Below are 23,408 nucleotides of genomic sequence, written 5' to 3'. Positions count from 1 at the left end.
TCGTTGCCCCAGCCTTTTCCAAATTCACGGCGAATGCCGGAAGGACTACATCGACTTGTAATCGCCTTGTCGCGGGTTCGAATCCCGCCAGGTCCACCAATTATGGGCCTGTAGCTCAGCGGTAGAGCAGGAACGTCTTTCCAAAACTTCGTCGCCGTGAACCTGAATACAAATCGCTGGCGGATGCCGGTGGGACTACATGGTTAGAGCGCCTGCCAAAACAGGAGGTCGGCGGTCCGAGTCCGCCCCCGGGCAACCGGAGTAGCTCAGTAAAACGTCTCATCAATCACTCGCCGCCAGCACCCTGCGCTCAAGCAGCAAAGCGGTAGCGCAAGAATATACATCAGCGCTGGCGAATGCCGGTTGGGACTACATTGGGAACCAGGCGGTTCGAACCCGCCCCCGCATGGCAACATGCGGAGAAGTCTCGCCAAAACTTGTCGCCAGCACCTTGTGCTCAAGCAGCGAAGCGATAGCACAGAGAAAAACGTGCTCAAGCAGCGAAGCGGTAGCACGCTATACTATGAGGAGGTCGCGATGACCCAGACGACGTATGAATATCAGGACGTGGAAGGCGGGTCGCCGATCAAAATGTGGACCCGCGGCGTTCCCGTTGACGACAAGGCGCGTGAGCAGCTGACCAAGGCGGCGAAGATGCCGTTCATCTTCAAGCATGTTGCGGCCATGCCCGACGTGCATGTGGGGATCGGCGCGACCGTCGGCTCAGTAATACCGACCAAAGGCGCGGTAATCCCGGCTGCGGTCGGCGTTGACATTGGCTGCGGCATGATGGCCGCGCGTACCTCGCTCGTCGCGAGCGACCTGCCTGACAACCTTGGCGGTATTCGCTCCGCGATCGAGGCGGCGGTTCCGCATGGCCGATCCAGTGGCCGCGGCGGGCGCGATAAGGGTTCGTGGGGCGATCCGCCTCCGGCCGTGGTCGATGCCTGGGCGAAGCTCGCCGAACGCTTCGGACGGATCGTCGCCAAATACCCGCGGCTCAAGAACACGAACAACCTCGTGCATCTAGGGACGCTGGGAACCGGCAACCACTTCATCGAGCTGTGCCTCGATACCGAGCAGCGAGTGTGGGTCATGCTCCACTCGGGCTCGCGCGGGGTGGGCAACGCGATCGGCACGTTCTTCATCGAGCTGGCCAAGCAAGACATGCGCAAGTGGCATATCAACCTGCCTGACCAGGACCTCGCCTATTTCCCCGAAGGGACCGACCATTTCGACGATTACGTCGAAGCGGTCGAATGGGCGCAGGACTTTGCGGCGCTTAACCGGCGCGTGATGATGACGCACGTCCTCGACGCGCTGCGTAGCCAGATCGCCAAGCCGTTCGATGCCGAATGCGAAGCGGTGAACTGCCATCACAACTATGTGACGCGCGAGAACCACTTCGGCGAAAACGTGCTCGTTACCCGGAAGGGTGCGGTGCGGGCGGCGAAGGGCACGATGGGCATCATCCCCGGATCGATGGGGGCGAAGAGCTTTATCGTGCGCGGGCTCGGCAATGCCGAGAGCTTTGACAGCTGCTCGCACGGCGCGGGGCGCGTGATGTCCCGGACCCAGGCGAAAAAGCTGGTGACGCTCGACGAGCATATCGCCGATACCGCCGGTGTCGAATGCCGGAAGGACGAGGGCGTGATCGACGAAACGCCCAAGGCCTACAAGCCGATCGAAGCCGTGATGGCCGCGCAGGCGGATCTGGTTGAGATCGTCCATACCTTGAAACAGGTGGTGTGCGTGAAGGGGTAGCGCCCTTCACGCAGCCAGTAGGAGGTTCGCATGAAGGGCAAATTCCATTGTCGCGGTTGTGGCCGTGCGCTGACCGGTGAAGTTAGTGTTCAATCGCTGAAAGATCCGGGCATTCAGACTCCCGATCTCATCGATCAGCGGCCTGTGTGCGCTGGGGGAAGTGGCTTCAAATCTTACGAACCTCTCCAGCGTTCGCATGATCCGAGCAACCCGGCTGCTTTGGAGTTTGTGCCGCAGTATTGGCTCAACCCAGCAGATTTCGAAGCGACTGGGAAAGTTACCAGCAAGCGAGGCCGCACAAATGGTTGTTGCGGAATGGCCGGCTGCGACGGTCCCAATATCGAATGCCGCGAGTGCGGAGCCGAAATTGGAACCAAGCAGTCCGATTGTTGGACGCCGCTCATATTTGTACCGCACCCAAATAATACCGAATTCCGAAAGACTGATACATGACCAACATCCCATCTGAAGTGCGCGCCGATATCGAAGCTCGTCTCGCCCGTGTGGCGAGCGAGGATGGCGTGCGCCTGCTGATGGCAGTGGAATCCGGTTCCCGCGGATGGGGTTTTCCTTCGCCTGACAGCGATTACGACGTGCGCTTTCTTTATATACGGCCTCGACGTGACTATCTCGCGCTCAAGCCGGTCCGCGATGTGGTCGAACGGCCCATTGTCGATGAGATCGATCTGAACGGCTGGGATCTTCGCAAGGCGCTTGGCCTCATGCTCAAGCACAACGCGGTGGTGTCGGAGTGGATCGAAAGCCCGATCCGATACATTGCCGATGATCCGGTGGTGGAGCAGCTTGCAGCCTTTGCAAACCGCCACTTTAACCCTCGTGGGTACGCGTTGCATTACGCGAGCCTTGGCAAGGGTACAGTGGGACGCTGGCTTGGCCCGGACGGCGAGATCGCCGTGAAGCGCTATTTCTATGCGCTGCGACCGGCGCTGTCTGTTCGTGCGCTGCGCCTCGATCCGTCGAGGCGCCCGCCGATGAGCATGGTGCCGCTGATGCAGGCGGCTGACTTGGATCGGGTTCTGGTGGATCAGGTCGATGAACTGATCGTCCGAAAGGCGATAACCAGGGAAGCGGGAAACACCATCGGGCTGCCCGATATCGAGCGACTGGTAGTAAGTGAGCTCGAACGCGCTGGCGAAGTGCCAGAGCGCAAGGAGAACACGAACTTTGCGGAAGAGGCGGAAGCGCTCTTCATTGAATTGGTAGAGAAAGAATGATCACAATTGACGGCTCTGAAGGCGAAGGCGGTGGGCAGGTCTTGCGGTATTCCGCAGCCCTGTCGCTGCTGACCGGCGAGCCATTCACCATCCAGAACATCCGCGGGGGCAGGGTCAAGCCCGGCCTGATGCGCCAGCATGTTACCGCGCTGGAAGCGGCCTGCGCCATCGGCGGAGCGGAATGCTCCGGGCTGACTCTTGGTGCCAGCGAGCTAATCTTTCGGCCCGGCAGCGTTACGCCCGGCGAATACCATTTCGCGGTCGGCACCGCCGGGTCGACCGGGCTGGTGCTCCAGACCGTAATGGTGCCGCTGATGCTGGCCGATGCGCCGTCACGGCTTGTGGTCGAGGGAGGGACGCATGCGATGGCCGCGCCGCCGTTCGAGTTCCTGCAAAAGACGCTGCTGCCGGTCTTGGAGCGGATGGGACCAAAGATTTCCATCACTCTTGAGCGTCACGGCTTCTACCCGCGCGGCGGCGGGCGCATTGTCGTGGACATCGATCCAGCGCCGCTGCGCCCGATCGAATGCGTGACGCGCGGCGCGTTCAAGGCTGGCAAGGTAGAAGCACTAGTTGCCGGAATTCCGTTCGACATCGCTGACCGCGAACTGAAGGCGGCGCGCAAGGTGCTGGCCGAATGGCCCGACGAAGCCTTCGCGCCCGTGCAACTCCCGGCTGAGAATGGCCCGGGGAATGCCCTGCTCATGGAAGCCGAATTCGAACATGTCACCGAAGTCATGTCTGGCTTCGGCAAGCTTGGCATACCTGCGGAGCGCCTGGCAAAGACAGCGGCCAAGCGTATGGCGGGCTATCTGGCGTCGCAGGCCTTTGCCGGACCTTACCTCCAAGACCAGTTGCTGCTGCCGTTCGCAATGGCGGGCCGTGGAGCGTTCACCACGGTCAAGCTCAGTGAGCACACCCGCACTGCCGTGAATTTGATCAAACGATTTTCAGGGAGGGGTTTTCGCTTCTCGGAAACCGCCGACGGAGCACATTTGACAGAGGTTTGCTGATGGCGCGAGTTGGGCCGATAACGCGCCATAATGGCAGGCTTGGACAGTGGACGTTGAGCGGGCTCACATTTTGGCTAGAGCTGCGCGGGGTCGAGGCGTTCACGTTTCTAAGGGCGGTCAACACCGGGCATCCCGGTTCTATGACGACCATCCATGCCGACACACCGCAGCGCGCAATCGAGCAGCTCGCGCTGCTGGTTCTGCAGGCGGGTTCGAAGCTCGGACGCGACGATGTGCGGCATTACGTGCGTGAGAGCGTCGACGTGTTCGTGCAACTCGAGCGGCGGAATGGCCGCAGGCAAGTTTCGCAGATATTGGTCGCGCAGTGAGCTTGGTAATGGCAATCATGGTCCAGCCCAGCCTGATCGACCCCTACCAGGGCTCGTCGCTCGGCAAATCGGTCGCGTGGATGCACGCCACGCTTTTCGGAGATATCGCGATCGGCCTTTGCGTGCTTGCCGTCGCCTTTCTCGGCTTGATGCTGCTGACGGGCCGAGTGCCGATCCGGCACGGAATGCGCGTTGTTATCGGGTGCTTTGTCCTGCTTGGAGCGCCGACCATTGCTGCGGGGTTGATGGGAGCAAAGCCCGCGGCTGAAGCCGCGCGTCAGCCTTCGCCTATTGCCGATACGACGAGCGCCTCGCCACGCGGTAATCTGAAGCCGGCTCAGTACGACCCATATGCAGGGGCTTCGCTTAGGCGCGATTAGAGGAGTGCTGACATGCAACCTTGAGATCGCACCGCCGCGATCGCAGCTTGTTCCGACCGATGCTAAGGGTCAAAGTGGCGCAGTCGGCGAGCTGGAGATTTTCAAGAATCGCAACGGCTTGGAACGGGACTGAGCTACTACTTGCACAAAAAAGGATACGCCTGGTTTTTGGCAGAATACCACCATCTTCTAGTAGCTACCGCTGCGAACATTGGCCCAAACCGGTGCTACCAGAACCGCACCGTCTCGTGGCAGATGTCGATCCCGCGCTCGAACAGCAAATCCTCGACATGCCGCAAGCTCAGCGGAAACCGGACGTACATCATCACCACAAGACGAATAACCTCCGGTGATGAGTTGAAGTGCTTGAACGGGCTGGCTGGTTTGCGGCGTCGGGGCATGCGTGCGCCGTACCCTCACGTAACCTCTCGTCAACCAGGGACTGTTAGTCTGACAAGGCCAACACAGGCATCAATTAACTCCAAGCCCCCCGCTTCACCTCCGGAACCAAGAACTTGGAGAGTGGGCTGTAAGGGAATGCGGACAGAATCTCTCCCCGATTGGATAGCCGGAAAACAATCCAATTATCAATGGAATGTTCGACTTCAAAGAATGCATATATGTAGCCGTCGCTACCCGTGCGCACACTTTCGAATTCTATTGAGTTTCCCGATTCAGAATAATTTAGGGCAGGAAAGCAGTGCTCGATTTTTGATATTGATTCAGAAATTGCAAGCGACCATTTAGCCTCGATAACTAGTTCAGGCCCTTCACTTTCAGCATTATCGAACCTTTTTGGGAAATTCGCACATCGCTCATTTTGAGCGCATGAGATGAGGATCGCACATCCGGGAAAGAACAGTAGGGTAAGTGCGAAAATTCGGAGATTCACTCGTTTTTTCAAAGCCATGAGCTTATTTCCATTTCGGGATCACGTTCAATCAACACTTAAGTCGAGTTGCAGCGTTTGGGCAACTTCCACCACTTTTCACTCCTTTCGTGATGGCTCTCGGGGGTAATTTCCTTCCGGCATATTCGGTCCGCTGCGGCAATCCATTAGCGTCGCGAAATTGATTTTCTACCCGAGAAGCCTCGATCTCCCGGTTTCGTATACCCGTTTGAGTATCAAACTCGTCGTCAAGGTGGCCTTGACCAATGTCCAATGCGTGACCAAGAACTTCGTGCGCAATCAGGCTTGCAAGTGTATTTCGAGTTCCATCGCTCGCTTTGTCGTGGTCATAATCGTCAACACGCGAACTTTTTCGATCCTGTTCGAATTCCAGCACGTGCAAATTTTAGATTCCACCAGTGCATTGTGACGGTGGTTGAGCTCTTTGGTTTTCGATTCTGCTTTTTTCAATGCAGCTAATGACATAGCTCTTTGGACCTCGGAGCCTTTTACTACAATTTCCCCCGTCGGATCGACCCCATTTATCGGATCGTTTCCGACATAGGCGTAGAGGTTGAACTGGTCTTCGTATCCGATGGGGTCGGTTTGGAGGAACCTGCCGAGGGTGGGCGAGTAGAACCGGGCCTTGTAGTAATACATGCCAACGCCGGGCAGCCACATCTGCCCGGTATACTGGAACCGGCCGCCATTGCTTATGCTGGGAATGCCGTATTCGTCCGACTTCCCTAAAAGCAGAATTCTATATCTTGAAGTATTGTGCGTAATATTCAATAGTATTCATTGGATTTCTATTTGCCTTTTCTATCCTCAGGTCGATAATCCAAAGCATTCTAGATTCATCACAGAAGTGATTGGCCGTACCTTCAATGCTAAACACCGCAACTGCGTCAACCACCCTCACACGCACCGACCGGTTGCAACCCGTTGCAACGACCCACGGTTCTACCGTGTAGGGTGTGCTTCTAAAGGGACTGGCTCGCTGACCGCGATCCGGGCCGGTCGGGCCGCTGAGATATGGGCTGGTTTTCCGCCGCAAACAGGCCGCTGAAGAGCGGAACTGACACCAGCACACCGCCTCGATCACATCTCGCAACCGGCGATCCTTCGGGTCAAAGTGTGCCAGTCAAAGCGTAAGAGATTTATCAGCGATCACAACAACTTGAAGCGCGACTGACCCACTCTGTGCCGCTAAATTACCACTGACCCACTACTGGCACAGAAAAGGACGTTGCCGTTTTCCGCATACACCTCAATAACTTACCCACCAGCTTCGCTGCGTACGGTGTGCGCCCTAAGGCTTCCCTACTGCGAAAGGTGATCCGGTAATTGGGCCGGAACGTTCAATGAGATAGCAAATCAAGCAGGCCGAGGTAAAGAATAGCGACGAGCCAGTGAACCGATCTTGCGCCATTCCTCTTGATACTTCGGATTACCGAACTCCCAGAAATCGTCAGTGCCTAAACCCGAATTAACCGCAAAAATCTGATCAATCGACGTGATTGTCTCAAACTCGTGTTTGCTAAGCGTATCGGCACAATCCCGATTGGTCTTGATAATGGTGATAAGCCGTTGCAACTCCTCAGCCAAATCGTCCTTATTCTGAGCAGGGAACCCCCATGAGTCTAAGGCAATTTTCTGATCGCACTCTTCCATGGCCAAGATTGACATAAGTCTAGCGACTTGAGCACGCAAATCTGCTCGCTGAACCTCATTCATTGTCCAACCAATCTAACAGTTTGGCCTGCCCTATTGATTACCACCCAATACCCCTTTCCGCCAAATTCCGGGTGATGGTTTGACGTTGGATTATATCGAATTTGTGCACCAGTAATCCGGCCTCCGGGTAGAACTTCCATTATTTTGAGACCTTGTCCAGCATTTGATCCGCGGGATAAAGTCGTAATCTGCCAGTTTTCCGGATTGCGAATCTGCGACAGATAATTCGGTCCTCTCCCAGCAAGATGCGAGGGATCCTGAATGGTTCGTTCGATCATCTCGGTTTGCTGCCCCGGTGTGGGTGGAGGCACTAAGTCGCTCCCTTTACCCGCCGGTTCCGACCAGAGTAGCGAACCAGCTGCGCCACCGAGCCGACCAGCTAATCGGGCAAGCCATTTCAAAATGCCCTTGCTTACGTCGTCTTCATCAAGCGGCGGGCCACCGTTGTGTCCTTGTCCAGGTGATCCTTGCGAACCGCTGCTACCATCGGGTGCGGCCTTGGCCGTATTTTGATCCTGACTCCCACTATCCTTACGTCCGTTAGGATAAGAACTCTTACAGAATGGATTTGGACCTCCAATGCCTTTGAAGAACTTTGTCCCACATTTGCCAGTCGGATCGACCCCATTTATCGGATCGTTTCCGACATAGGCGTAGAGGTTGAACTGGTCTTCGTATCCGATGGGGTCGGTTTGGAGGAACCTGCCGAGGGTGGGCGAGTAGAACCGGGCCTTGTAGTAATACATGCCAACGCCGGGCAGCCACATCTGCCCGGTATACTGGAACCGGCCGCCATTGCTTATGCTGGGAATGCCGTATTCGTCCGACTTCCCTAAAAGCAGAATTCTATATCTTGAAGTATTGTGCGTAATATTCAATAGTATTCATTGGATTTCTATTTGCTTTTTCTATCCTCAGGTCGATAATCCAAAGCATTCTAGATTCATCACAGAAATGATTGGCCGTACCTTCAATGCTAAACACCGCAACTGCGTCAACCACCCTCACACGCACCGACCGGTTGCAACCCATTGCAACGCCAACCCTCTGACATCGCACCACAACCGCGCTCTGGTGCGACGTTGCAACCCGTTGCAACTTTTTCGAGCACCCCCTCCGCGCCCGCAAGTCTCTAAAATCGCTCGGCTATCTCGTTGCAACGACCCACGGTTCTACCGTGTAGGGTGTGCTTCTGAGAGGGACTGGACCGCTGATCTCGATCCGGGACCGGTCGGGCCGCTAAGAGGTGGGATGGTTTTCCGCCTGGAACACGCCGCTGAAGGCGGAACCTGGCAGCAGCATATGTGGGCTGTTTTTACTCATCGTATCCAAATCATTGGACTAGGGGGCGATACTCGGAATGACCTCCGACCTGATGAAGTTTATGCGCGATTCCAACATCTCTGCATTCGCAGCGCTTGGCTGCGCTTCAACAGGATATACTTGCGAAAAATCTCCATTGGAACGAACGCATTCGACCCATGCTTCCATCAAATCACAATAGACTGCCAGAGCTCGAGAGGCAGTTTTAGCTTGGTCTTTTACAAAATATGCGTCGGGAAGATCGCCAGAAACAACCCATAGTTCTCTGTCGACCTCATTTGAAACTGCACTTATTTCTACCGACAAAAGCGCAACAACGCCGGGCAGACAAAAGTCAACGCGATATCTATCTAAACTATCAACCCATTCAAATGACTTCAAATAATCCAGACCTTCATGTACTATTTTCTCATTATCCATTTGCCGACCTCATAATAATCCATCTTATACCTGAGATGCATATTTGTGCTATAAATTTTTCATTTCTAATGAATAATTATAAAAACATAGTGCAGTGGAGAAAGTGGTGAATCTAATTGTCTTTACCCTCTAAATCTTCCCACTCGCTACTAATGAAGCTACAGGCGCTATCACTAATGAGGCAAGCGATGCTCAAACCCATAGGCAGGGCAATTGCAGACTGCATGTTGCCTCTACCTGCCGACCGAGCCCCCCCACCTTCTGAAGTCTCCACGTCTTCTGTGATGATTTGTATGATCCTTTCGAGTTTTGGGTTCGACATTCTTGGCATCATCAGAACCGCCATCGGCCAACGGTTTTTTGTGATGCACATCTTGATTGAAGCCTGTGTCGGGATCTTTTGGCCACTTTTTGCCGTGCAACTTTTCCCATTGTTTCCGTAAGGATCTAGACGACTTTCTTTTGGGTTTGTCATCTTCTGTAAGAAAGACGGTCCCATTCCCAACATTGCCTGAGGTGTGGCTTTGACTTTGTGCTGCTCGTGCAGCAGCAAACTGCATTCCCTGAGCCGCACCCTGAACTCCCGTCGTAAACCCTCCGGTACTGGCGCAAGTCCCATCATCGTTTGTGATGCGCGAGCCGGTGCACATACCGGTGAAGTCAACGAGATTCACCGGATCATTTCCGATATAGGCGTAGAGGTTGAACTGGTCTTCGTATCCGATGGGGTCGGTTTGGAGGAACCTGCCGAGGGTGGGCGAGTAGAACCGCGCCTTGTAGTAATAAAGGCCGACCTCGGGGATCCACATCTGCCCGGTATACTGGAACCGCCCGGCATTGGTCTCACCGTTAATGCCGTACTCATCGTAGGTGTTCAGCGCGATCTTGGCCGCGTCGTCAATTGCAGCAAATCGCCGAAGAAACAGATTCACGACACCTGCTTGACAACACGCCGTTCTCGCGAAGAACGCTTGTTGAAACAGTCGGAGGATTTGAAGGGGTCAAAGACGACCTTGGGCCAGGAGGCGAGCCCCGGTTGCTGCCGTATGAATGGGAGATTCTCTTCGACTTGACGGCGGGGATGGACGTTACCGACATTGAAACGCTGGCGGTTGGTCGAGCCACCGGCTTTCGTATTTTGCGCGAAATTTGCGATCCGCACCGTGTTGGCTGCGCCCCTGAGAACGTGAGAGCGCTCCCGGAGGCTGCCGGGAGCGCTTTCATCGTTTGCTCAGGAAGGCGCGATTCCGGTTTGAATGCGCCGTCGCCGAGCGAGGGGGGTAATTGCAGAACCGCTGCCTGTCAGAACCTCCAGCTCACGGTCATGCGGCCTTGATGCTGGGTCAGCTCACCGCGGTCCATGTCGGTCGATAGGTTCACGCCAGCTCTAAGGTCGTCGGACACCTTCAATTCGGCCCCGGCGGTCACGGCCACCCAGTCCGACTGGAGCTGACGGGCAATCGAAAAGGGCAGGCTCTCTGCGCCGATGAAGTTGGCAGTGACTGCATCCTCGCGGTCGCCCAGTTCACGGGCATAGGCGAGCGAGCCAAAGGCCGAAAGTTTGCCCGTCCGGCCGACATCGATATCTAGCGTGCCCGTTAAACCGAGCTTTGCTCCGACCGAGGTGAAGCTGCGATCATGCACGTCGAGCGCGGCTCCGCCGCCGAGAATTTGGCTATAACCGGCGAGGTTCGAACGGGCATAGTCGAGCGAGGCGACCGGGCCGATCGTCAGCCCCTTGGTCGGTTCGATCGCCAAGCCGAGACGGACACCGGCAAGAGCCTGGTTGCCGTCAGCGCGGCCCGCTGCCGACCGTAGCTGATTGTCGCGAAGCCCTGCCGCGCTGTCTTGCAGTCCGAAAGTCTGGTCTGCGAAGCCAACATACATGTCCGCAAAGCCCTTGCCGAAGCTGGCTGCGGCATAGACCGCTGCCGATGTGCTCTCGTTTCTGCTCTGCTGACTGCCGCCAAGCCTCCCCGGAGCGCTGTCGTGCATATTGCTCACCGCGAGGCCCACGCTCACCGTATCGCTGATCATCAGGTCGGCACCGATTGTCACCTCGCCCATCTGGCTGAAGGCGGCTTCTTCTAGCGCGTGCTGGCCGGTCGCGCGTTCGGATGCGGGTCTCAGGAACGAGCCAGTGACCGAGCCGAATACGCCTAGCTTGCCCGCTTCATCGGCCGGATCGCCGACCTGGACAAAGGAAGAAGTGCCTGGGTTTGAGAAGCCCGCTGGCGGATTGCCGAACGCGCGCAGGGTAAGCGTGCGCTCCGCGATCTGCCCGGTAAAGCGTCTCGCGAAGTTGTTCGACCTGTCTACTTGCAGGAAGCCGCTGGTCGGGGTCAGACCGATCAGGGTCGCGCCGAAATTGTCGAACCCAGCGCCGTCGACCATGCCGAACAGGCCTGCGAAATTGGCGTAGTCGCCGCCGAAGCGCAAGGCATCCAGCGTCTCGCCGATCGAGGCGAATATGCTGTCCGCCCCAACCAGCTCTGCGATCGAACGAGCCTTCACTTCCAAGGCAACGCTGGTCTCGTCGATGACCTGATCGAAATAGAGCACTGGCGAGTTGGATCGGGTTACCACCTCGCTGAATGCACCGGTCACTAGGCCCGCTTCGACCACAGTGAACTGGTCTCCATAGGAAAGGCGTCCGCGCGCGGTCGGGAAAACGAACAGTGTGCCGTCAAGATTCGCCGTGCCCGCCACGGAGAGCAAATCAGATGACAGCCTTCCCCTGCGCTTGCGGATATCGATCGCCAGGAGACCCTCGGACGATTGGGTAAAGTCCCCGCCGATGGAAAGCTGTCCAACCTTGTTGCGTCCGCCCGGAACGATTTTCCCTGCGGAAATTACGTCACCGCTGAATGCGCCGGAGCCGTTGAGCACTGAGCCGGACTCGAAATTGGCCATGCCGGTGACGTCGATGTTCAGCCGATTGTTCAAGAACAGCGCATTGCCGCCGGTGACGAGCAAAGTCTCGAATGTGCCGAAATCGCCCGACAGACGCTGCCTTGCGCCACCAGTGAGCGTAAGGCTCTCAAAGTCGGTCTGGCCTGCACCATTGAACGCACCCCTGCCGGAAAGTATCAGCGTGTCGTTGCCTTCGCCGCCATCGATCACGCCTTTCACCCTGCCGGTGCCAAGCATCAGCGTGAAGCTGTCGTCACCGCCTGCCAGCATAACATCGCCGATGATGGTGCCAGCATTGCTGACCTGTTCGATCAGGTCGCTGCCCTCGATCGCGAGTGTCGCTCCTTTGATGAGGCCGTGCTTTTCGTTGGAAATGGTGACGGGCAGTGCCGCATCGCCGGCTCCGAAAGCTGCATTCGTCACGGCGGCGAATTCGGCACTGGTGAAGATCGCGGGTCCGCTGCGGGCAATGATCGCACCGCTGTTGATAACGTCCACACCGCCATTTGCGACGAAGATCGCCGCGGAGGGAACGGTCGTCGGCGTGGTTCCGCTGCCGGCGGCTGCCAGCCCGACGAGTTCTTCGATATTGGCATCGAAGGTGGTGCCGGAAGTGATGATCTTGCCCGTGTTGGTAATCGTGTGATTGCTCTGAACCGCAAAAACGCCGGGCGCGCCGTCTCCGGTTGACGCGACAGTTCCGCTATTTGTCAGGCTCGCGCCCGGTGTTGCGAGGACCACTCCGGGCCCGACATTGCCAAAACTCTGGATCAGCCCGGCATTGTTGAACCGGATATCGCTCTGGAACGGGTTCACCAGAGTAGACAGAGCTGGTGCAAAATCCCCTTCGGCGAGAACCTGACCGGTCGATTGAACGTCGACCGAAATATTCGTGCCGAGGCCAACCAGTATTCCCGACGCCTCTATACCCTGGGTTTGTACTCGCCCGGCGACATTGATGGTCTGCCCGCTTCCGAAGGCTGTAACACCGACGCTTTGAAAGCCCGATGTGAATACGACACCCGTCTCTGCGATGTTGACGGTGTTGTCGTCAGCGAAAAATACCGAGATCGCTCCGCCGAAATCCCCGTTGGAAATCACATCTCCGGCGATATCGATCGTGTTGTCGGCTGCGAACAAGGACACGATGCCAAAACTGGCAAAGGTGGGGGCAGCGACCTGCGCCCCATTGGCAACCGAAATGCTGCTCGATCCCGCTTCGAGAATAAGGCCGACTTCGAAATTGGGGTCGAGGGAGTATATGTTGGGACTGGCCAAAACGAGCGTGCCCGCATCCACCACTATATCGGTATCGGGTTCGGTGCTGCCGATGCCGTTAATGGTTCCATCGGGGGAGATAGGTGCGGGAGCATCAGGCGCCTCGCCAAGTACTGCCTGCGCCTGCGCCGCTGGAGTGTAAAATGCCAGGCTGGCGGTGAGCGCAGTCGAGAAAAGAATAGTTTTGTCCATCGTGTTCCCCCTTCTTGTATTGCACGATCCACTGGCCGCTGAGGCCACTGGAGTAAATGGACTTGCAAGAAAGAGCGGATCGCATGGCCGCGCCAGCATCGACGCGACCAAGCCGCATAGCCACGCGATGAAAGCTGTAAGAGGCCGTTTGTGCGACGACGAAATCGCACTGCAGCGCGACGAATGAGGCGTCATCGTAAGTTGAAGCGTCAGGCGCCGTGCGACGAAACCCTGAAAATCTGCGACCTAGACATTGGAAAAACAGGAATGTGTAGGGCAATACGGCCCCGGTGATAGAACATCCGAGCATTACTCGATGATCGAGAGAACTCTTTACAAGCCTCTGCTGATGGTGAGCCTTGCCGTGTGGTTCGGCTTTCTTGCCATCTATGTCGGCATTTCAATGATCGAGGGATCGCTGCCGCAGGACCTCCCGCAGCGCCTGGTAACCTACTCGTTTTCGGCGGCGCTCTGTTTCCTGGCGGGGGTCCTTTGCTTTACCGTGCTGGGAAATGCACCGCGCTTTCGCTGGGTATGGGTTTCGCTGATCGCCCTGGTGACTTTGTTGATCCATGCCGCTTTCGGCGTCGCGTTCTTTCTCTGGTTCCCACCATTCGCCTATCTCGAGAACGCCGAATTTCTCCCGCTCTTCCGAGGGGGCATCATATATGACAGCCCGATCGTAAGCTCAGTGTTCATGAGCTTCATCGCCATCCATTTCGGGCGTGAACTCGCCGAACAGCAGCGTCTGACGATGGAGCGCGAGGCGGCGGCGCGCGAAGCTCAACTTGCGACCCTGCGGCATCAGTTGAGCCCGCACTTCCTCTTCAATACGCTCAATTCGATTTCCGCGCTGATCTCGGAAGGTAATAAGGCGAATGCAGAGCGCACCATTCTGATGCTCAGCGATTTTCTGCGCTTTTCTTTGGAGAGCGAAGCGGGTGAGCTGGTGCCGCTGGAGGAAGAGCTGGCATCGATGCGGGCCTATCTCGCAATCGAGCACGTCCGATACGAGGACCGTCTGCAAGTCAGTGAAGAGATCGACGATGCTGCAAAATCGGCGGCTGTTCCGCCGTTTCTGTTGCAGCCCATTGTCGAAAACATCGTCAAGCATGCCGTTTCGAAGCAAAGCCGTCCCGTCAATGTGATGGTCAAGTGCAGTCTGGAAAGCGGCGAGCTCAGCGTAGTCGTGGAAGATAACGGACCTGGGCTGAGCGGTTTGACCGCTTCCACTACCGGAACCGGCCTGCGCAATCTGCGCCAACGACTGCGGCTGCTCTACGGCAGGCATGCGAAATTTGCCGTATCCGAGCGAGCGCCTCACGGCGTCCGGGTCGAAATCGCTCTGAAGACGAGGCCCGCCAAACATGCTTAGAGTTGCTATCGTCGATGATGAAAGACTTGCGCGCAGCCGTCTTGCAGGGGCGATCGGGACGATCCCGGAAGCTGAAGTGGTTTGTGAAGCCGCCAACGGCACCGAAGCTATCGCCAATATCGAGCGCGAAAACCCGTCAGTTGTCCTGCTCGATATCGAAATGCCCCATGGCGACGGCTTCCACGTGGCGGCAAAAATCCTGGAACTGCCCGAGCTGCCAGAGATCATATTTGTGACCGCATTCAGCAATTATGCGGCGCGCGCATTCGAGCACGGGGTGACCGATTACCTTCTCAAGCCGTTCTCCCGTCAAAGGCTCGTTCACGCCCTCGATCGGGCTCGTGAGCACATTCGGCTCAAGTCGCTCGACGAACGATCTACACGGCTGCAACAGCTCGTCGACAGGCTTCGGATCGAGCATGATCAGGCCGCTCCGGCGAAGGCGTTGTGGTTTCGCTCCGGAGCCGATCAAATCAGGGTTTTTCCCGATGAAATCCGGTTCGCTCGTGCTGACCGCGACTATGTTGAGATCGTCACGGATCGCCAGACCTTGCATCTCAGACACACGATTTCGGCGCTGGCTCGTGAACTGGGCGACGAGAAATTCGCCCGTATCCACCGCTCGCACATCGTAAAACGATCGGCTGTCAGGAAACTCATCTCGCTCGGGCATGGAAAATACGAGATCCAATTGGAAACCGGTGAAACGGTGCCGGTCGGTGCGGCGTTCAGGAAATCGCTTGATCGGGGATGACAGATCGGCGGGAATGCCGATGGAAGAAGAGTGACAAGCGCCGAGGTGAACCCAGGGTCAGCTCGTTGAAGTTTCTAGGAGTGTCATCATATCAGATGCTCGGATACCTTGGCATTTGAAGTAACAAGAAGCGGTCGCGAATCGCGCTGGTCTCGCGACTAGACTGAGCTGCATTTCGAGCCATCATCAATTGGCAGATTCAGAAAGATATTTTCGGCCCCTTCATATTTTCTGTAGGCGTATATCAATAATTGGCAGAACTCTGCCGCAAGCTAAAGTCACGCTGGTTTCTGACCCGAATAAATATTTGACGAAGAATCGTATCCTTGGTGAGTTCGGTTGCGAATTCGGGGAAAAGGGATGGGTTTTATGAAGCCTAGTGTCGTGCGAGCCGGGATATTCTGCGGACTAGTCCTTTCGAGCGCATCACCTTCGAGCGCCACTCCATTCGCATCGTACCTACCGATGGCCGCGTCGATCGTGGCTGTCTCGAGTCAGGCCTCATCTTCATGCTTGCTCATGACGTATGACGCGAACGGCAATCGTTTAACCCGCTCAAGCCAGACAATTCCGGTGTCCGCGTCCCAATGGGGCTCCACCGTCTTTGGTTGCAGCCACTGGAACTGACCGAGACGACCGGCTGCTTGTTTCAATGGTACCTGTCTCACACTTGGAGGATTCCCTCGTATGATCGCCGCATCGGCCATCTTCCGAAACTGCCGAGTATTGTGGTTCGCGACTTTGGCGCTGCTGTGCGGGTCTGTCCTGAGTGCTTCTGCGAAAGCGCAATCGGAGCCAGACGATGATGCCGTCCCTACGGCGTGGGTATCACCTGCTGGTCCGAGCGGATATTTCGGTAGCGCTGATGAGGCTTGTGAAGCACACCACGAGCACTGGATGAGCAACTTCCCCTCATCGCGCCACGTAGGCGCGCGCATGATTGATGACGATTGGCGCCGCATGGATTGCGTGTGGACGCAGTTTCAATGGATGTGCCCTGATCCCGGAGATCCTAGCGGGATAAGTTCCTGTGGAACGATCTGGCCTGCCTACGTCGAACTAAGGTGTCCGGAAGATTACACTGCAGTCAATCCGGAACTGTGCCGCCTCAATCCTGCTCGAGAGCAAAGTTGTGATGATGCGTGCGGGGATGGTGGGAAACCGAACCCGAAGACCGACAACCCAATCATTCTCTCAACTGGTTCGAAGTACTTGGAAGCGGTCGATTATGCCTCTGCCGATGGTCAGTTCCGCATAGGCCGCAAATATCGGAGCGCAAGAGGCGGTGCTCCCATAATAATTGGAGTTCTGCCAAGGTCCGGTATCCGCGGTGGATTAAGAGGGCCTTGGAGGTTTGAGTTTGTTCGGGAAATCCAACTAGGGATATTCGACGGAACACCAAGCGCTCCAAACGCCACGGCGGCGATCCTGTTACCTGATGGAACCATCTATGGATTTGCGCTCCAGACTGATGGCACGTGGGCGGAGGTGCATAGCTCCTACTCTGGCTCGTCAGGAAAGTTGCGGCTGGAACACATCGGAACTCTGCCAGACGATCTCGGCACGATGCGGGATATGCCGACCGTGTGGCGATTGACTGACGAACACGACACGGTGTGGACTTTGGAAACACGAGGCGGGCCAAACGGCGGACCGTTTGTGTTCGGCTTCCCCGTGCTCATGAAACAGCGTTCGGGATATTCGCAGACATTCGCATACGCGGACGACGGCACCCTCGCTTCGCTCGCGGATAGCTTTGGGCGTGTGGCAACGTTCGAATGGGGCGAGAACATTTTGACCTTCCGCGATCCTGTCCCTGCTGGGCTCAAGGCAATTCCGACTGCGGTCGAGCGCATTGGACTGCCGGACGGAACTTCGCTGGAATACGATTACGAAAACTTACCGCTACCAGGTCCGACGGCTTATAGTGGTTCAAGATGGGTGCGCGTCGGAAAAGGTGGACGTTCGCCAATCGGCGGAGCGACTTATCCTCCTGTCGTCAGATTCATGCCCAAGAACAAACGTCTTAAAGAGGTTAGACGGCTTGCTGCCAATGGCGACGTTCTCGATTCCGTGCGATATCTGTATGAGAATGACGTTTTTCGATATCACGTTACAGGCATAATCGACCATCGTGACCAGCGTGTCGCCACCTACCGTTATGATACCGGGGGCCGCGTCCTCTCGAGCGAACTGGGCGAAGGTGCCGAGCGGACCGAAGTCGCCTATTCGAATGACGGCTCCACACGCGTCCGGAATGTTACCAACGCGCTTGGCAAGGCGACTGAGTATCGGTTTGCCAAAAGGTCGTCAGGCAGCAACGAATATCAATTGGCCTCGATCGACGGGCGGGCGACAGCCGCCACTCAAGCGAGCTTGACGACGTTGGATTTCAACAGCGGAACGTTTCTCAAGAATACAACCGATGCGGAAGGCCGTGTTGTCACGACAAACCGCGACAGCCGCGGTCGGCCGCTCACGGTGATCGAAGGCGTGGGCACCATGGAGGAACGCGAAACCACGATCGCGTGGCACCCTACTTTCAACCTGCCTGCTACGGTCACTTCCCAAGGTTTGACGGAAAGCTACTCTTACGATGCACAGGGGCGGCTTGAGACACTGGTGTTGACCGACACCACCAGCCATTCGCTTCCATATTCGACCAATGGATCATCGCGCGCCTATGCATTCAGCTGGGATGCAAACGGGCGCATGCTTTCCGAAAACGGTCCGCTACCCGACAGCGGCCCGAACGATGATCTGACGAGTTACACATACGATACGGCTGGCAATATGCTGACCATGACCAACGCGCTTGGACATGTCACGAGCTATGCCGGGCATGATGCCAATGGCCGTCCTGCGATCATGACCGATCCAAATGGTGTGGTTACCCAGTTCGCGTATGATCTGCTCGGGCGTGTGCGCATCGTCACGGTAAAGCATCCCAGCAACCCTGCGCTCGATGCGGCAACTTCGATGGACTATGATGCCGCCGGCAATCTCACCGCGCTCACCATGCCGGGCGTGGCTGCGCTGACCATGGAATATGACACGGCCAACCGGCTGACCGCGATGATTGGCGCCGGAGGCGAACGGATCGAATACGCCTATGATGCGATGGGCAATGTTGAGCGTGAGACCGTGAAGCGCATCGATGGCTCGACCGCGCGCCTGATACGGCGGCAGTTCGACGAACTCGGCCGATTGATGAGCGAAAGCCTTGGCGTGCGCTCGCCCGCGAGGCTCGGCTATGACCGGGTGAGCAACCTTACGAGCCTAACCGATGCTAACGGTTTTACGACCGCCTCCTCCTTCGACGCGCTCGACCGGGTGGTTTCGACCGTTGCTCCCGATGGAGGGGCGCTTGGCTCGACCTACGATGAGCAGGACAATACGCTCACGTTCAGCGACCCGATCTCCGTCACGACGCAATTCACCTATAACGGATTTGGCGAAGTCATTCAGGAGGTGTCGCCCGACCGCGGCACCAACACGTACGAATATGACGACGCTGGTCGGATGACCCGATCCACGGACGGGCGCGGCCAGGTGATCGAATACACGCATGATGCTCTCGGGCGGATTACGCGGAAGCAGCCGCTGGGTCGCCCCGCATCGGAGGTGATCGAATATCACTACGACGCCGGCGGGCTCACCGGGTCTCACGAGATTGGAAGACTTACCAGGGTCGTGGACGGCTCTGGCACGACGCTGCTCGGATACGACCATCGCGGCAACCTCACGGCGAAGCAGCAGAGCATCGGCTCAAGTACGACCGCACAGCTAACCTACCAATATGATGTCGCGGACCGTATCATGCAGATCACCTATCCTTCGGGACGGTTGGTGCGGTACGGATACGATGCGCATGGGCGGGTCGGTTCGGTCGAGACGAAGGCGTCGGCGAGTGCTCCGGCGTGGACGACAATCGCCAACGGGCATACTTACGAGGCATTCGGTCCCGTCAAGACGATGGCTTTAGGCAATGGCCTCGCTGTCGCGAACGATTGGGGCAGCGATGGCTGGCTGGCCGCGCGCCGGCTGTATAACGTTCAAGGCGCAAACGATCTTTCCCACCTCGTCTATCGCCGCGATGCCGTGGGCCGGATCGGCACGATCGCCGACCTCGTCAACCCGCAAGGATCGCAGATTTACGGCTACGACGAGGTGGGCCGCCTGACCATGGCGGTCGCAAGCGGCTCGGCCAGCGGAGGGTCTGAGACCTACAGCTACTCGCCTGGAACCAATCAGCTCGCGAGCTTCACCGATGATAGCGGCACGCGCACTGTCGCCTACGACGGACGCGGAAACACCGTGAGCGAGAGCCGCCCGGACGGGATAGCGGTTGCCGCAGGCTATGATGGATACGGCCGCCTCGAAAGCTACGACCGCTCCAATATCGGGGCGCAGAGCTACACCTATAATGGGCTTGGCGACCGGGTGCGGGTGGATAAGCCGACGGGCACGCGGCACTTCGTCTACGACGGGTGGGGCCGGGTGATAGCGGAATATGGTTCGTCGGTGAGCGATGTGAAGGCCGAGTTCATCTGGGCGCTCCCGCCTGCTGCGAATGACAATTCCCCCTTCGGCGGCGGGGATCATATTGCGGGCTATGCTCCGCTGGCGCTGGTGGCGGAGAATTCATCGAGCCAGCTCGAGCTGTACTGGGTGCATGGCAACCATCTGGGCGTGCCGACCGTCACCAGCAATGCACAGGGTCAGGTGGTCACTCCCGGCAACGACTTCCTGCGCCCCGGCTTCCCGGGCCAGTCGCAGGTACTGTCGGACCTCTACTACAACCGCGCGCGGGACTACGACCCGCTGACGGGGCGCTACATCCAGGCGGACCCGATCGGGCTGGGGGGAGGAGCTAACCCTTACCTCTATGCCAACGGCGATCCGGTCAATTTGATTGATCCTGCCGGAGAGGCTTGGTTCATCATCATACCAGCGGTCCTCGGAGGCGCAAATCTCGCCTATCAGCTCTATTGGAACGGCGGACAATTTGAGTGCGTCGACTGGTGGGAAGTGGGCGATTTCGCACTCATGGGAACCGGCTTGGGAGGGCTGGTTCGTGGCCTAGCCAAACGCGGAGGTCGGCAGGCCTTACGCAACCTTTGGCAGGATCAAAGTGGAGCTATTCCCGGTCCGCGCAACCCCTTCGGACGTCGTGGTAAACCGTCGACAAGAGACCATATCGACAGGGTCGCTGATGCACTGGAGAACCGTGGCTGGGAAATCAAAAATGGTGCTCGCGGATTTCCGGAAGAATACATCAGAGGGCCTGGAGGAGGCCGAAGAGGTTCGTCTTATGCAGACACTACTGCGACAAAAAACGGACGAATACTGAGGATTAATACGGTCGATACGCTTTCCGACGGCGTAACACCGACCGCGCGGGAGTTACGAAATGCGTCTAGAATTAGAGGGCAGAGGCCCCGTGATCACCTTCTCATTATTCCAAAGCCGAAATAGGTGATTGCCATGGCAAACAGATCGAAGTCCATCGCGGTTTTCGCGACAAATTCTGATTGGTTGAAGGTTTTTGAGGATGTGCAGCATAAAATGCCAACAAAAGTCGTTTTGGCAGGACGTCAAGATGGCCCATTGCAGATTTTCGAGGATCTCGAAGAAATTCAAGGTTTTGGCTCGGCAAAGTCGGGAGCTGAGGTAACTGAAAGTTCTTATCTCTGGCTCAAAAAGAAACAAAGGCCGAAAACTCGCCTTGTTGAACAGAGAAAAGGAGATGCTGTCGAGATAATAGACCAATTATCCGTGCCAAACTCAGTCACTGTTTGCTTTGGAGGTATATTTAGTGAAAGAACACTGATTTCTGGAAGTGTCGGAACCGCCTCCGCAGCCATGGAGGCTCTTGATCTATATGCGCTCATAAAGAAAAAAATTCGCGCAAACTTCGCGATAGTCAACTCTAACTATGTGGGGCCGACTGCGAGCAAACTTCTCAATGATGGCTGGCGGTTGACCGCTGATGATCGCGCACCTCAAGAATATGATCTTAAGCCTCAGTGAAGCTCGCTCAGGTTCCTCGTCGCACCAATATCGGGGCGCAGAGCTACACCTATAACGGGCTTGGCGACCGTGTGCGGGTGAATAAGCCGACGGGCACGCCGCACTTCGTCTACGACGCGTCTCTGGTATTGGTTGGGGCCGGGTGATTGCGGAATATGGTTCCTCGGCGAGCGATGTGAAGGCCGAGTTCATCTGGGCGCTCCCGCCTGCTGCGAACGACAATTCCCCCTTCGGCGGCGGGGATCATATTGCGGGCTACGCTCCGCTGGCGATGGTGGCGGAGAATGCATCAAGCCAGCTCGAGCTCTACTGGGTCCACGGCAACCATCTGGGCGTGCCGACCGTCACCAGCAATGCACAGGGACAGGTGGTCACTCCCGGCAACGCCTTCCTGCGCCCCGGCTTCCCGGGCCAGAGCCAGGTGCTGAGCGACCTCTACTACAACCGCGCGCGGGATTACGACCCGGTGACGGGCCGGTACATCCAGGCGGACCCGATTGGGCTGGGGGGAGGGGCTAACCCTTACCTCTATGCGAACGGCGATCCGGTAAATTTGATCGATCCAGCCGGCGAAGCGTGGGTTGTGATAGTGCCAGTTGTCGTGGGTGGCGCAAACTTGGCTTACCAACTCTACTCGAACGAAGGCCAACTTGAGTGCGTTGACTGATGGGAGGTAGCCGACTGGACTCTCATGGGAACCGGTTATGGTGGCTTGGCGCGTGGGCTGACTACACGCGGCGGGCGGCAGATCGTTCGCAGTCTTTGGAGAGATGAGCGTGGTGTGGTTCCAATTGGACGCAACGGGAAGCAACCTCGTCTGCGAGAGCTAGTGAATGATCCGAAGCTCTCTTCTAGGATCAGAGGAGAGTTAAGGCGGGACCTAAACGAGATTGCTCGCGGTCAACGAGAAAGAATGAGAGTTCCCGAAGGCATGGATCTCGCACATAGGCGTGGCTTCGAAGCGAGACGGGGGTAAGGATATGAGTACAGCGATCTTCAAGATGTGCAATTGCACAAGATTCAGCACCGAATTGAACGTAAGAGGCGTAAATGAGTTGGAATCTCAACAAGCGTGAGCAGGAAGCTCTACTCGCTGCAGCCGGATCTGAAAGATATGAGTATTTCGTAAAGAAGACGTGCGATGGGGAGAAATTATTCTCGCTTTGGGGGAATGGCTGGGTCCTCGCAACAGACGCAGTTGGGCATCAGTTAGTTCCAGTCTGGCCGCATTCAGCGTTTGCTGAGAAATGCGCAGTTGAGGCTTGGGATTGCTGCACCGCGCAAGAGATTTCGATCTCAGACTGGCTCCACAGCTGGACTCCTGAATTAGTGGTAAAGGGTCGTGGTGTAGCCGTTTTCCCAAAGACCGGTGACGTAGGTGTCTCGGTAGACCCTCAACGTCTCGCGGAAGATCTCAGGGCTGAGTTGGCAAAATACTAATGCGAACCAACCTGCTCAATTACCTTAGGCGGCATCAAGGGCCAGACGTAAATCGTGCGAACTACAGAATACCCTCTGGAAAGTTTGGGTTGAGGCATAATACTTCGCGCCAATTGTCGAAAAGCATTGGACATTTGGAGGACGAACTTTTCTGGCGCGGAAACACCGTGAGCGAGAGCCGCCCGGACGGGATAGCGGTTGCCGCAGGCTATGATGGATACGGGCGGCTCGAAAGCTACGACCGCACCAATATCGGGGCGCAGAGCTATACCTAATAACGGGCTTGGCGACCGGGTGCGGGTGGATAAGCCGACGGGCGCGCGGCACTTCGTC

At 56.9% G+C, this 23,408-nt stretch carries 20 protein-coding genes, 1 tRNA gene and 1 pseudogene; 15 read left to right on the top strand and 7 right to left on the bottom strand.

The window, feature by feature from the left end:
- Nucleotides 1–106: 106 nt before the first annotated feature.
- From KCG45_RS03155 to KCG45_RS03125, 7 genes are all read left to right on the top strand, one after another.
- Nucleotides 107–255 (top strand) — tRNA-OTHER (locus KCG45_RS03155).
- Nucleotides 256–537: 282 nt separating this feature from the next.
- The gene (locus KCG45_RS03150; protein ID WP_218315654.1) at nucleotides 538–1,764 is read left to right on the top strand and encodes an RtcB family protein; all 1,227 of its coding nucleotides are present in this window, start codon (nucleotides 538–540) and stop codon (nucleotides 1,762–1,764) included.
- Between the two features lie 30 nt (nucleotides 1,765–1,794).
- On the top strand, nucleotides 1,795–2,217 hold the full coding sequence (locus KCG45_RS03145; protein ID WP_218315653.1) for a hypothetical protein: 423 nt from the start codon (nucleotides 1,795–1,797) through the stop codon (nucleotides 2,215–2,217).
- Nucleotides 2,214–2,999, top strand: coding sequence for a nucleotidyltransferase domain-containing protein (locus tag KCG45_RS03140; RefSeq protein ID WP_218315652.1), 786 nt, complete (start codon nucleotides 2,214–2,216; stop codon nucleotides 2,997–2,999). Before KCG45_RS03145 ends, KCG45_RS03140 begins: the two co-directional genes overlap by 4 nt.
- Nucleotides 2,996–4,012 (top strand): RNA 3'-terminal phosphate cyclase, encoded by a 1,017-nt coding sequence (gene rtcA, locus KCG45_RS03135; RefSeq protein WP_218315651.1) that lies wholly within the window; start codon nucleotides 2,996–2,998, stop codon nucleotides 4,010–4,012. Before KCG45_RS03140 ends, rtcA begins: the two co-directional genes overlap by 4 nt.
- On the top strand, nucleotides 4,012–4,341 hold the full coding sequence (locus tag KCG45_RS03130) for a P-loop NTPase family protein (RefSeq protein WP_218315650.1): 330 nt from the start codon (nucleotides 4,012–4,014) through the stop codon (nucleotides 4,339–4,341). The genes rtcA and KCG45_RS03130 overlap by 1 nt, the downstream gene beginning before the upstream one ends.
- A gap of 8 nt (nucleotides 4,342–4,349) precedes the next feature.
- Nucleotides 4,350–4,721: a TrbC/VirB2 family protein gene (locus KCG45_RS03125; protein ID WP_218315649.1), complete on the top strand. Its 372-nt coding sequence runs from the start codon at nucleotides 4,350–4,352 to the stop codon at nucleotides 4,719–4,721.
- A 230-nt stretch (nucleotides 4,722–4,951) separates the two neighbouring features.
- On the opposite strand, the pseudogene KCG45_RS03120 reads toward KCG45_RS03125, so the two are convergent.
- The 7 genes and pseudogenes from KCG45_RS03120 to KCG45_RS03090 all read right to left on the bottom strand — a co-directional run.
- Nucleotides 4,952–5,122, bottom strand: a pseudogene (locus KCG45_RS03120) (IS6 family transposase); the annotation flags it as partial.
- A 788-nt stretch (nucleotides 5,123–5,910) separates the two neighbouring features.
- Complete coding sequence (locus tag KCG45_RS03115) at nucleotides 5,911–6,402, bottom strand: RHS repeat-associated core domain-containing protein (protein ID WP_255547924.1); 492 nt, start codon at nucleotides 6,400–6,402, stop codon at nucleotides 5,911–5,913.
- 585 nt (nucleotides 6,403–6,987) lie between these two features.
- Nucleotides 6,988–7,347 carry a hypothetical protein gene (locus tag KCG45_RS03110; protein WP_218315648.1) on the bottom strand — a complete coding sequence of 120 codons (360 nt, stop codon included), beginning with the start codon at nucleotides 7,345–7,347 and terminating at the stop codon, nucleotides 6,988–6,990.
- Entirely contained in the window at nucleotides 7,344–8,225 is an 882-nt protein-coding gene (locus KCG45_RS03105; RefSeq protein ID WP_255547923.1) for an RHS repeat-associated core domain-containing protein, read from the bottom strand. The genes KCG45_RS03110 and KCG45_RS03105 overlap by 4 nt, the downstream gene beginning before the upstream one ends.
- A gap of 463 nt (nucleotides 8,226–8,688) precedes the next feature.
- Nucleotides 8,689–9,090, bottom strand: coding sequence for a hypothetical protein (locus KCG45_RS03100; RefSeq protein ID WP_218315647.1), 402 nt, complete (start codon nucleotides 9,088–9,090; stop codon nucleotides 8,689–8,691).
- A gap of 233 nt (nucleotides 9,091–9,323) precedes the next feature.
- Nucleotides 9,324–10,022: an RHS repeat-associated core domain-containing protein gene (locus tag KCG45_RS03095; protein ID WP_369410720.1), complete on the bottom strand. Its 699-nt coding sequence runs from the start codon at nucleotides 10,020–10,022 to the stop codon at nucleotides 9,324–9,326.
- Between the two features lie 370 nt (nucleotides 10,023–10,392).
- Nucleotides 10,393–13,473 carry an autotransporter outer membrane beta-barrel domain-containing protein gene (locus KCG45_RS03090; RefSeq protein WP_218315646.1) on the bottom strand — a complete coding sequence of 1,027 codons (3,081 nt, stop codon included), beginning with the start codon at nucleotides 13,471–13,473 and terminating at the stop codon, nucleotides 10,393–10,395.
- 316 nt (nucleotides 13,474–13,789) lie between these two features.
- Between KCG45_RS03090 and KCG45_RS03085 the strand changes: the two genes are divergently transcribed.
- From KCG45_RS03085 to KCG45_RS03050, 8 genes are all read left to right on the top strand, one after another.
- A complete protein-coding gene (locus KCG45_RS03085) occupies nucleotides 13,790–14,848 on the top strand; it encodes a sensor histidine kinase (protein ID WP_218315645.1) in 1,059 nt (352 codons plus the stop codon).
- Nucleotides 14,841–15,602, top strand: a complete 762-nt coding sequence (locus KCG45_RS03080; protein ID WP_218315644.1) for a LytR/AlgR family response regulator transcription factor — start codon at nucleotides 14,841–14,843, stop codon at nucleotides 15,600–15,602. The genes KCG45_RS03085 and KCG45_RS03080 overlap by 8 nt, the downstream gene beginning before the upstream one ends.
- Nucleotides 15,603–17,123: 1,521 nt before the next feature.
- Entirely contained in the window at nucleotides 17,124–21,080 is a 3,957-nt protein-coding gene (locus tag KCG45_RS03075) for an RHS repeat-associated core domain-containing protein (RefSeq protein WP_218315643.1), read from the top strand.
- Between the two features lie 9 nt (nucleotides 21,081–21,089).
- The gene (locus KCG45_RS03070) at nucleotides 21,090–21,635 is read left to right on the top strand and encodes a hypothetical protein (RefSeq protein WP_218315642.1); all 546 of its coding nucleotides are present in this window, start codon (nucleotides 21,090–21,092) and stop codon (nucleotides 21,633–21,635) included.
- A gap of 142 nt (nucleotides 21,636–21,777) precedes the next feature.
- Nucleotides 21,778–22,302, top strand: a complete 525-nt coding sequence (locus KCG45_RS15420; protein ID WP_369410719.1) for an RHS repeat-associated core domain-containing protein — start codon at nucleotides 21,778–21,780, stop codon at nucleotides 22,300–22,302.
- Nucleotides 22,303–22,326: 24 nt separating this feature from the next.
- Entirely contained in the window at nucleotides 22,327–22,611 is a 285-nt protein-coding gene (locus tag KCG45_RS15585; protein ID WP_369410718.1) for a polymorphic toxin type 8 domain-containing protein, read from the top strand.
- Nucleotides 22,612–22,685: 74 nt separating this feature from the next.
- Entirely contained in the window at nucleotides 22,686–23,075 is a 390-nt protein-coding gene (locus tag KCG45_RS15580) for a DUF2750 domain-containing protein (protein ID WP_218315640.1), read from the top strand.
- Between the two features lie 134 nt (nucleotides 23,076–23,209).
- Nucleotides 23,210–23,350 (top strand): hypothetical protein, encoded by a 141-nt coding sequence (locus KCG45_RS03050; RefSeq protein ID WP_218315639.1) that lies wholly within the window; start codon nucleotides 23,210–23,212, stop codon nucleotides 23,348–23,350.
- The last annotated feature ends 58 nt before the right edge of the window (nucleotides 23,351–23,408 follow it).

This window comes from Erythrobacter ani, from assembly GCF_019204025.1.
Classification (GTDB): domain Bacteria; phylum Pseudomonadota; class Alphaproteobacteria; order Sphingomonadales; family Sphingomonadaceae; genus Erythrobacter; species Erythrobacter ani.
The sequence above is the reverse complement of the archived record's forward strand: the minus strand, read 5'-3'. Positions and strand labels throughout refer to the sequence as shown.

What these genes read in the sequence shown, in the direction of transcription:
- KCG45_RS03150 (WP_218315654.1), top strand. Translation starts at nt 538, where the DNA reads ATGACCCAGACGACGTATGAATATCAGGACGTGGAAGGCGGGTCGCCG.
- KCG45_RS03145 (WP_218315653.1), top strand. Translation starts at nt 1,795, where the DNA reads ATGAAGGGCAAATTCCATTGTCGCGGTTGTGGCCGTGCGCTGACCGGT.
- KCG45_RS03140 (WP_218315652.1), top strand. Translation starts at nt 2,214, where the DNA reads ATGACCAACATCCCATCTGAAGTGCGCGCCGATATCGAAGCTCGTCTC.
- rtcA (WP_218315651.1), top strand. Translation starts at nt 2,996, where the DNA reads ATGATCACAATTGACGGCTCTGAAGGCGAAGGCGGTGGGCAGGTCTTG.
- KCG45_RS03130 (WP_218315650.1), top strand. Translation starts at nt 4,012, where the DNA reads ATGGCGCGAGTTGGGCCGATAACGCGCCATAATGGCAGGCTTGGACAG.
- KCG45_RS03125 (WP_218315649.1), top strand. Translation starts at nt 4,350, where the DNA reads ATGGCAATCATGGTCCAGCCCAGCCTGATCGACCCCTACCAGGGCTCG.
- KCG45_RS03110 (WP_218315648.1), bottom strand. Translation starts at nt 7,347, where the DNA reads ATGAATGAGGTTCAGCGAGCAGATTTGCGTGCTCAAGTCGCTAGACTT.
- KCG45_RS03100 (WP_218315647.1), bottom strand. Translation starts at nt 9,090, where the DNA reads ATGGATAATGAGAAAATAGTACATGAAGGTCTGGATTATTTGAAGTCA.
- KCG45_RS03090 (WP_218315646.1), bottom strand. Translation starts at nt 13,473, where the DNA reads ATGGACAAAACTATTCTTTTCTCGACTGCGCTCACCGCCAGCCTGGCA.
- KCG45_RS03085 (WP_218315645.1), top strand. Translation starts at nt 13,790, where the DNA reads ATGATCGAGAGAACTCTTTACAAGCCTCTGCTGATGGTGAGCCTTGCC.
- KCG45_RS03080 (WP_218315644.1), top strand. Translation starts at nt 14,841, where the DNA reads ATGCTTAGAGTTGCTATCGTCGATGATGAAAGACTTGCGCGCAGCCGT.
- KCG45_RS03070 (WP_218315642.1), top strand. Translation starts at nt 21,090, where the DNA reads ATGGCAAACAGATCGAAGTCCATCGCGGTTTTCGCGACAAATTCTGAT.
- KCG45_RS15585 (WP_369410718.1), top strand. Translation starts at nt 22,327, where the DNA reads ATGGGAACCGGTTATGGTGGCTTGGCGCGTGGGCTGACTACACGCGGC.
- KCG45_RS15580 (WP_218315640.1), top strand. Translation starts at nt 22,686, where the DNA reads ATGAGTTGGAATCTCAACAAGCGTGAGCAGGAAGCTCTACTCGCTGCA.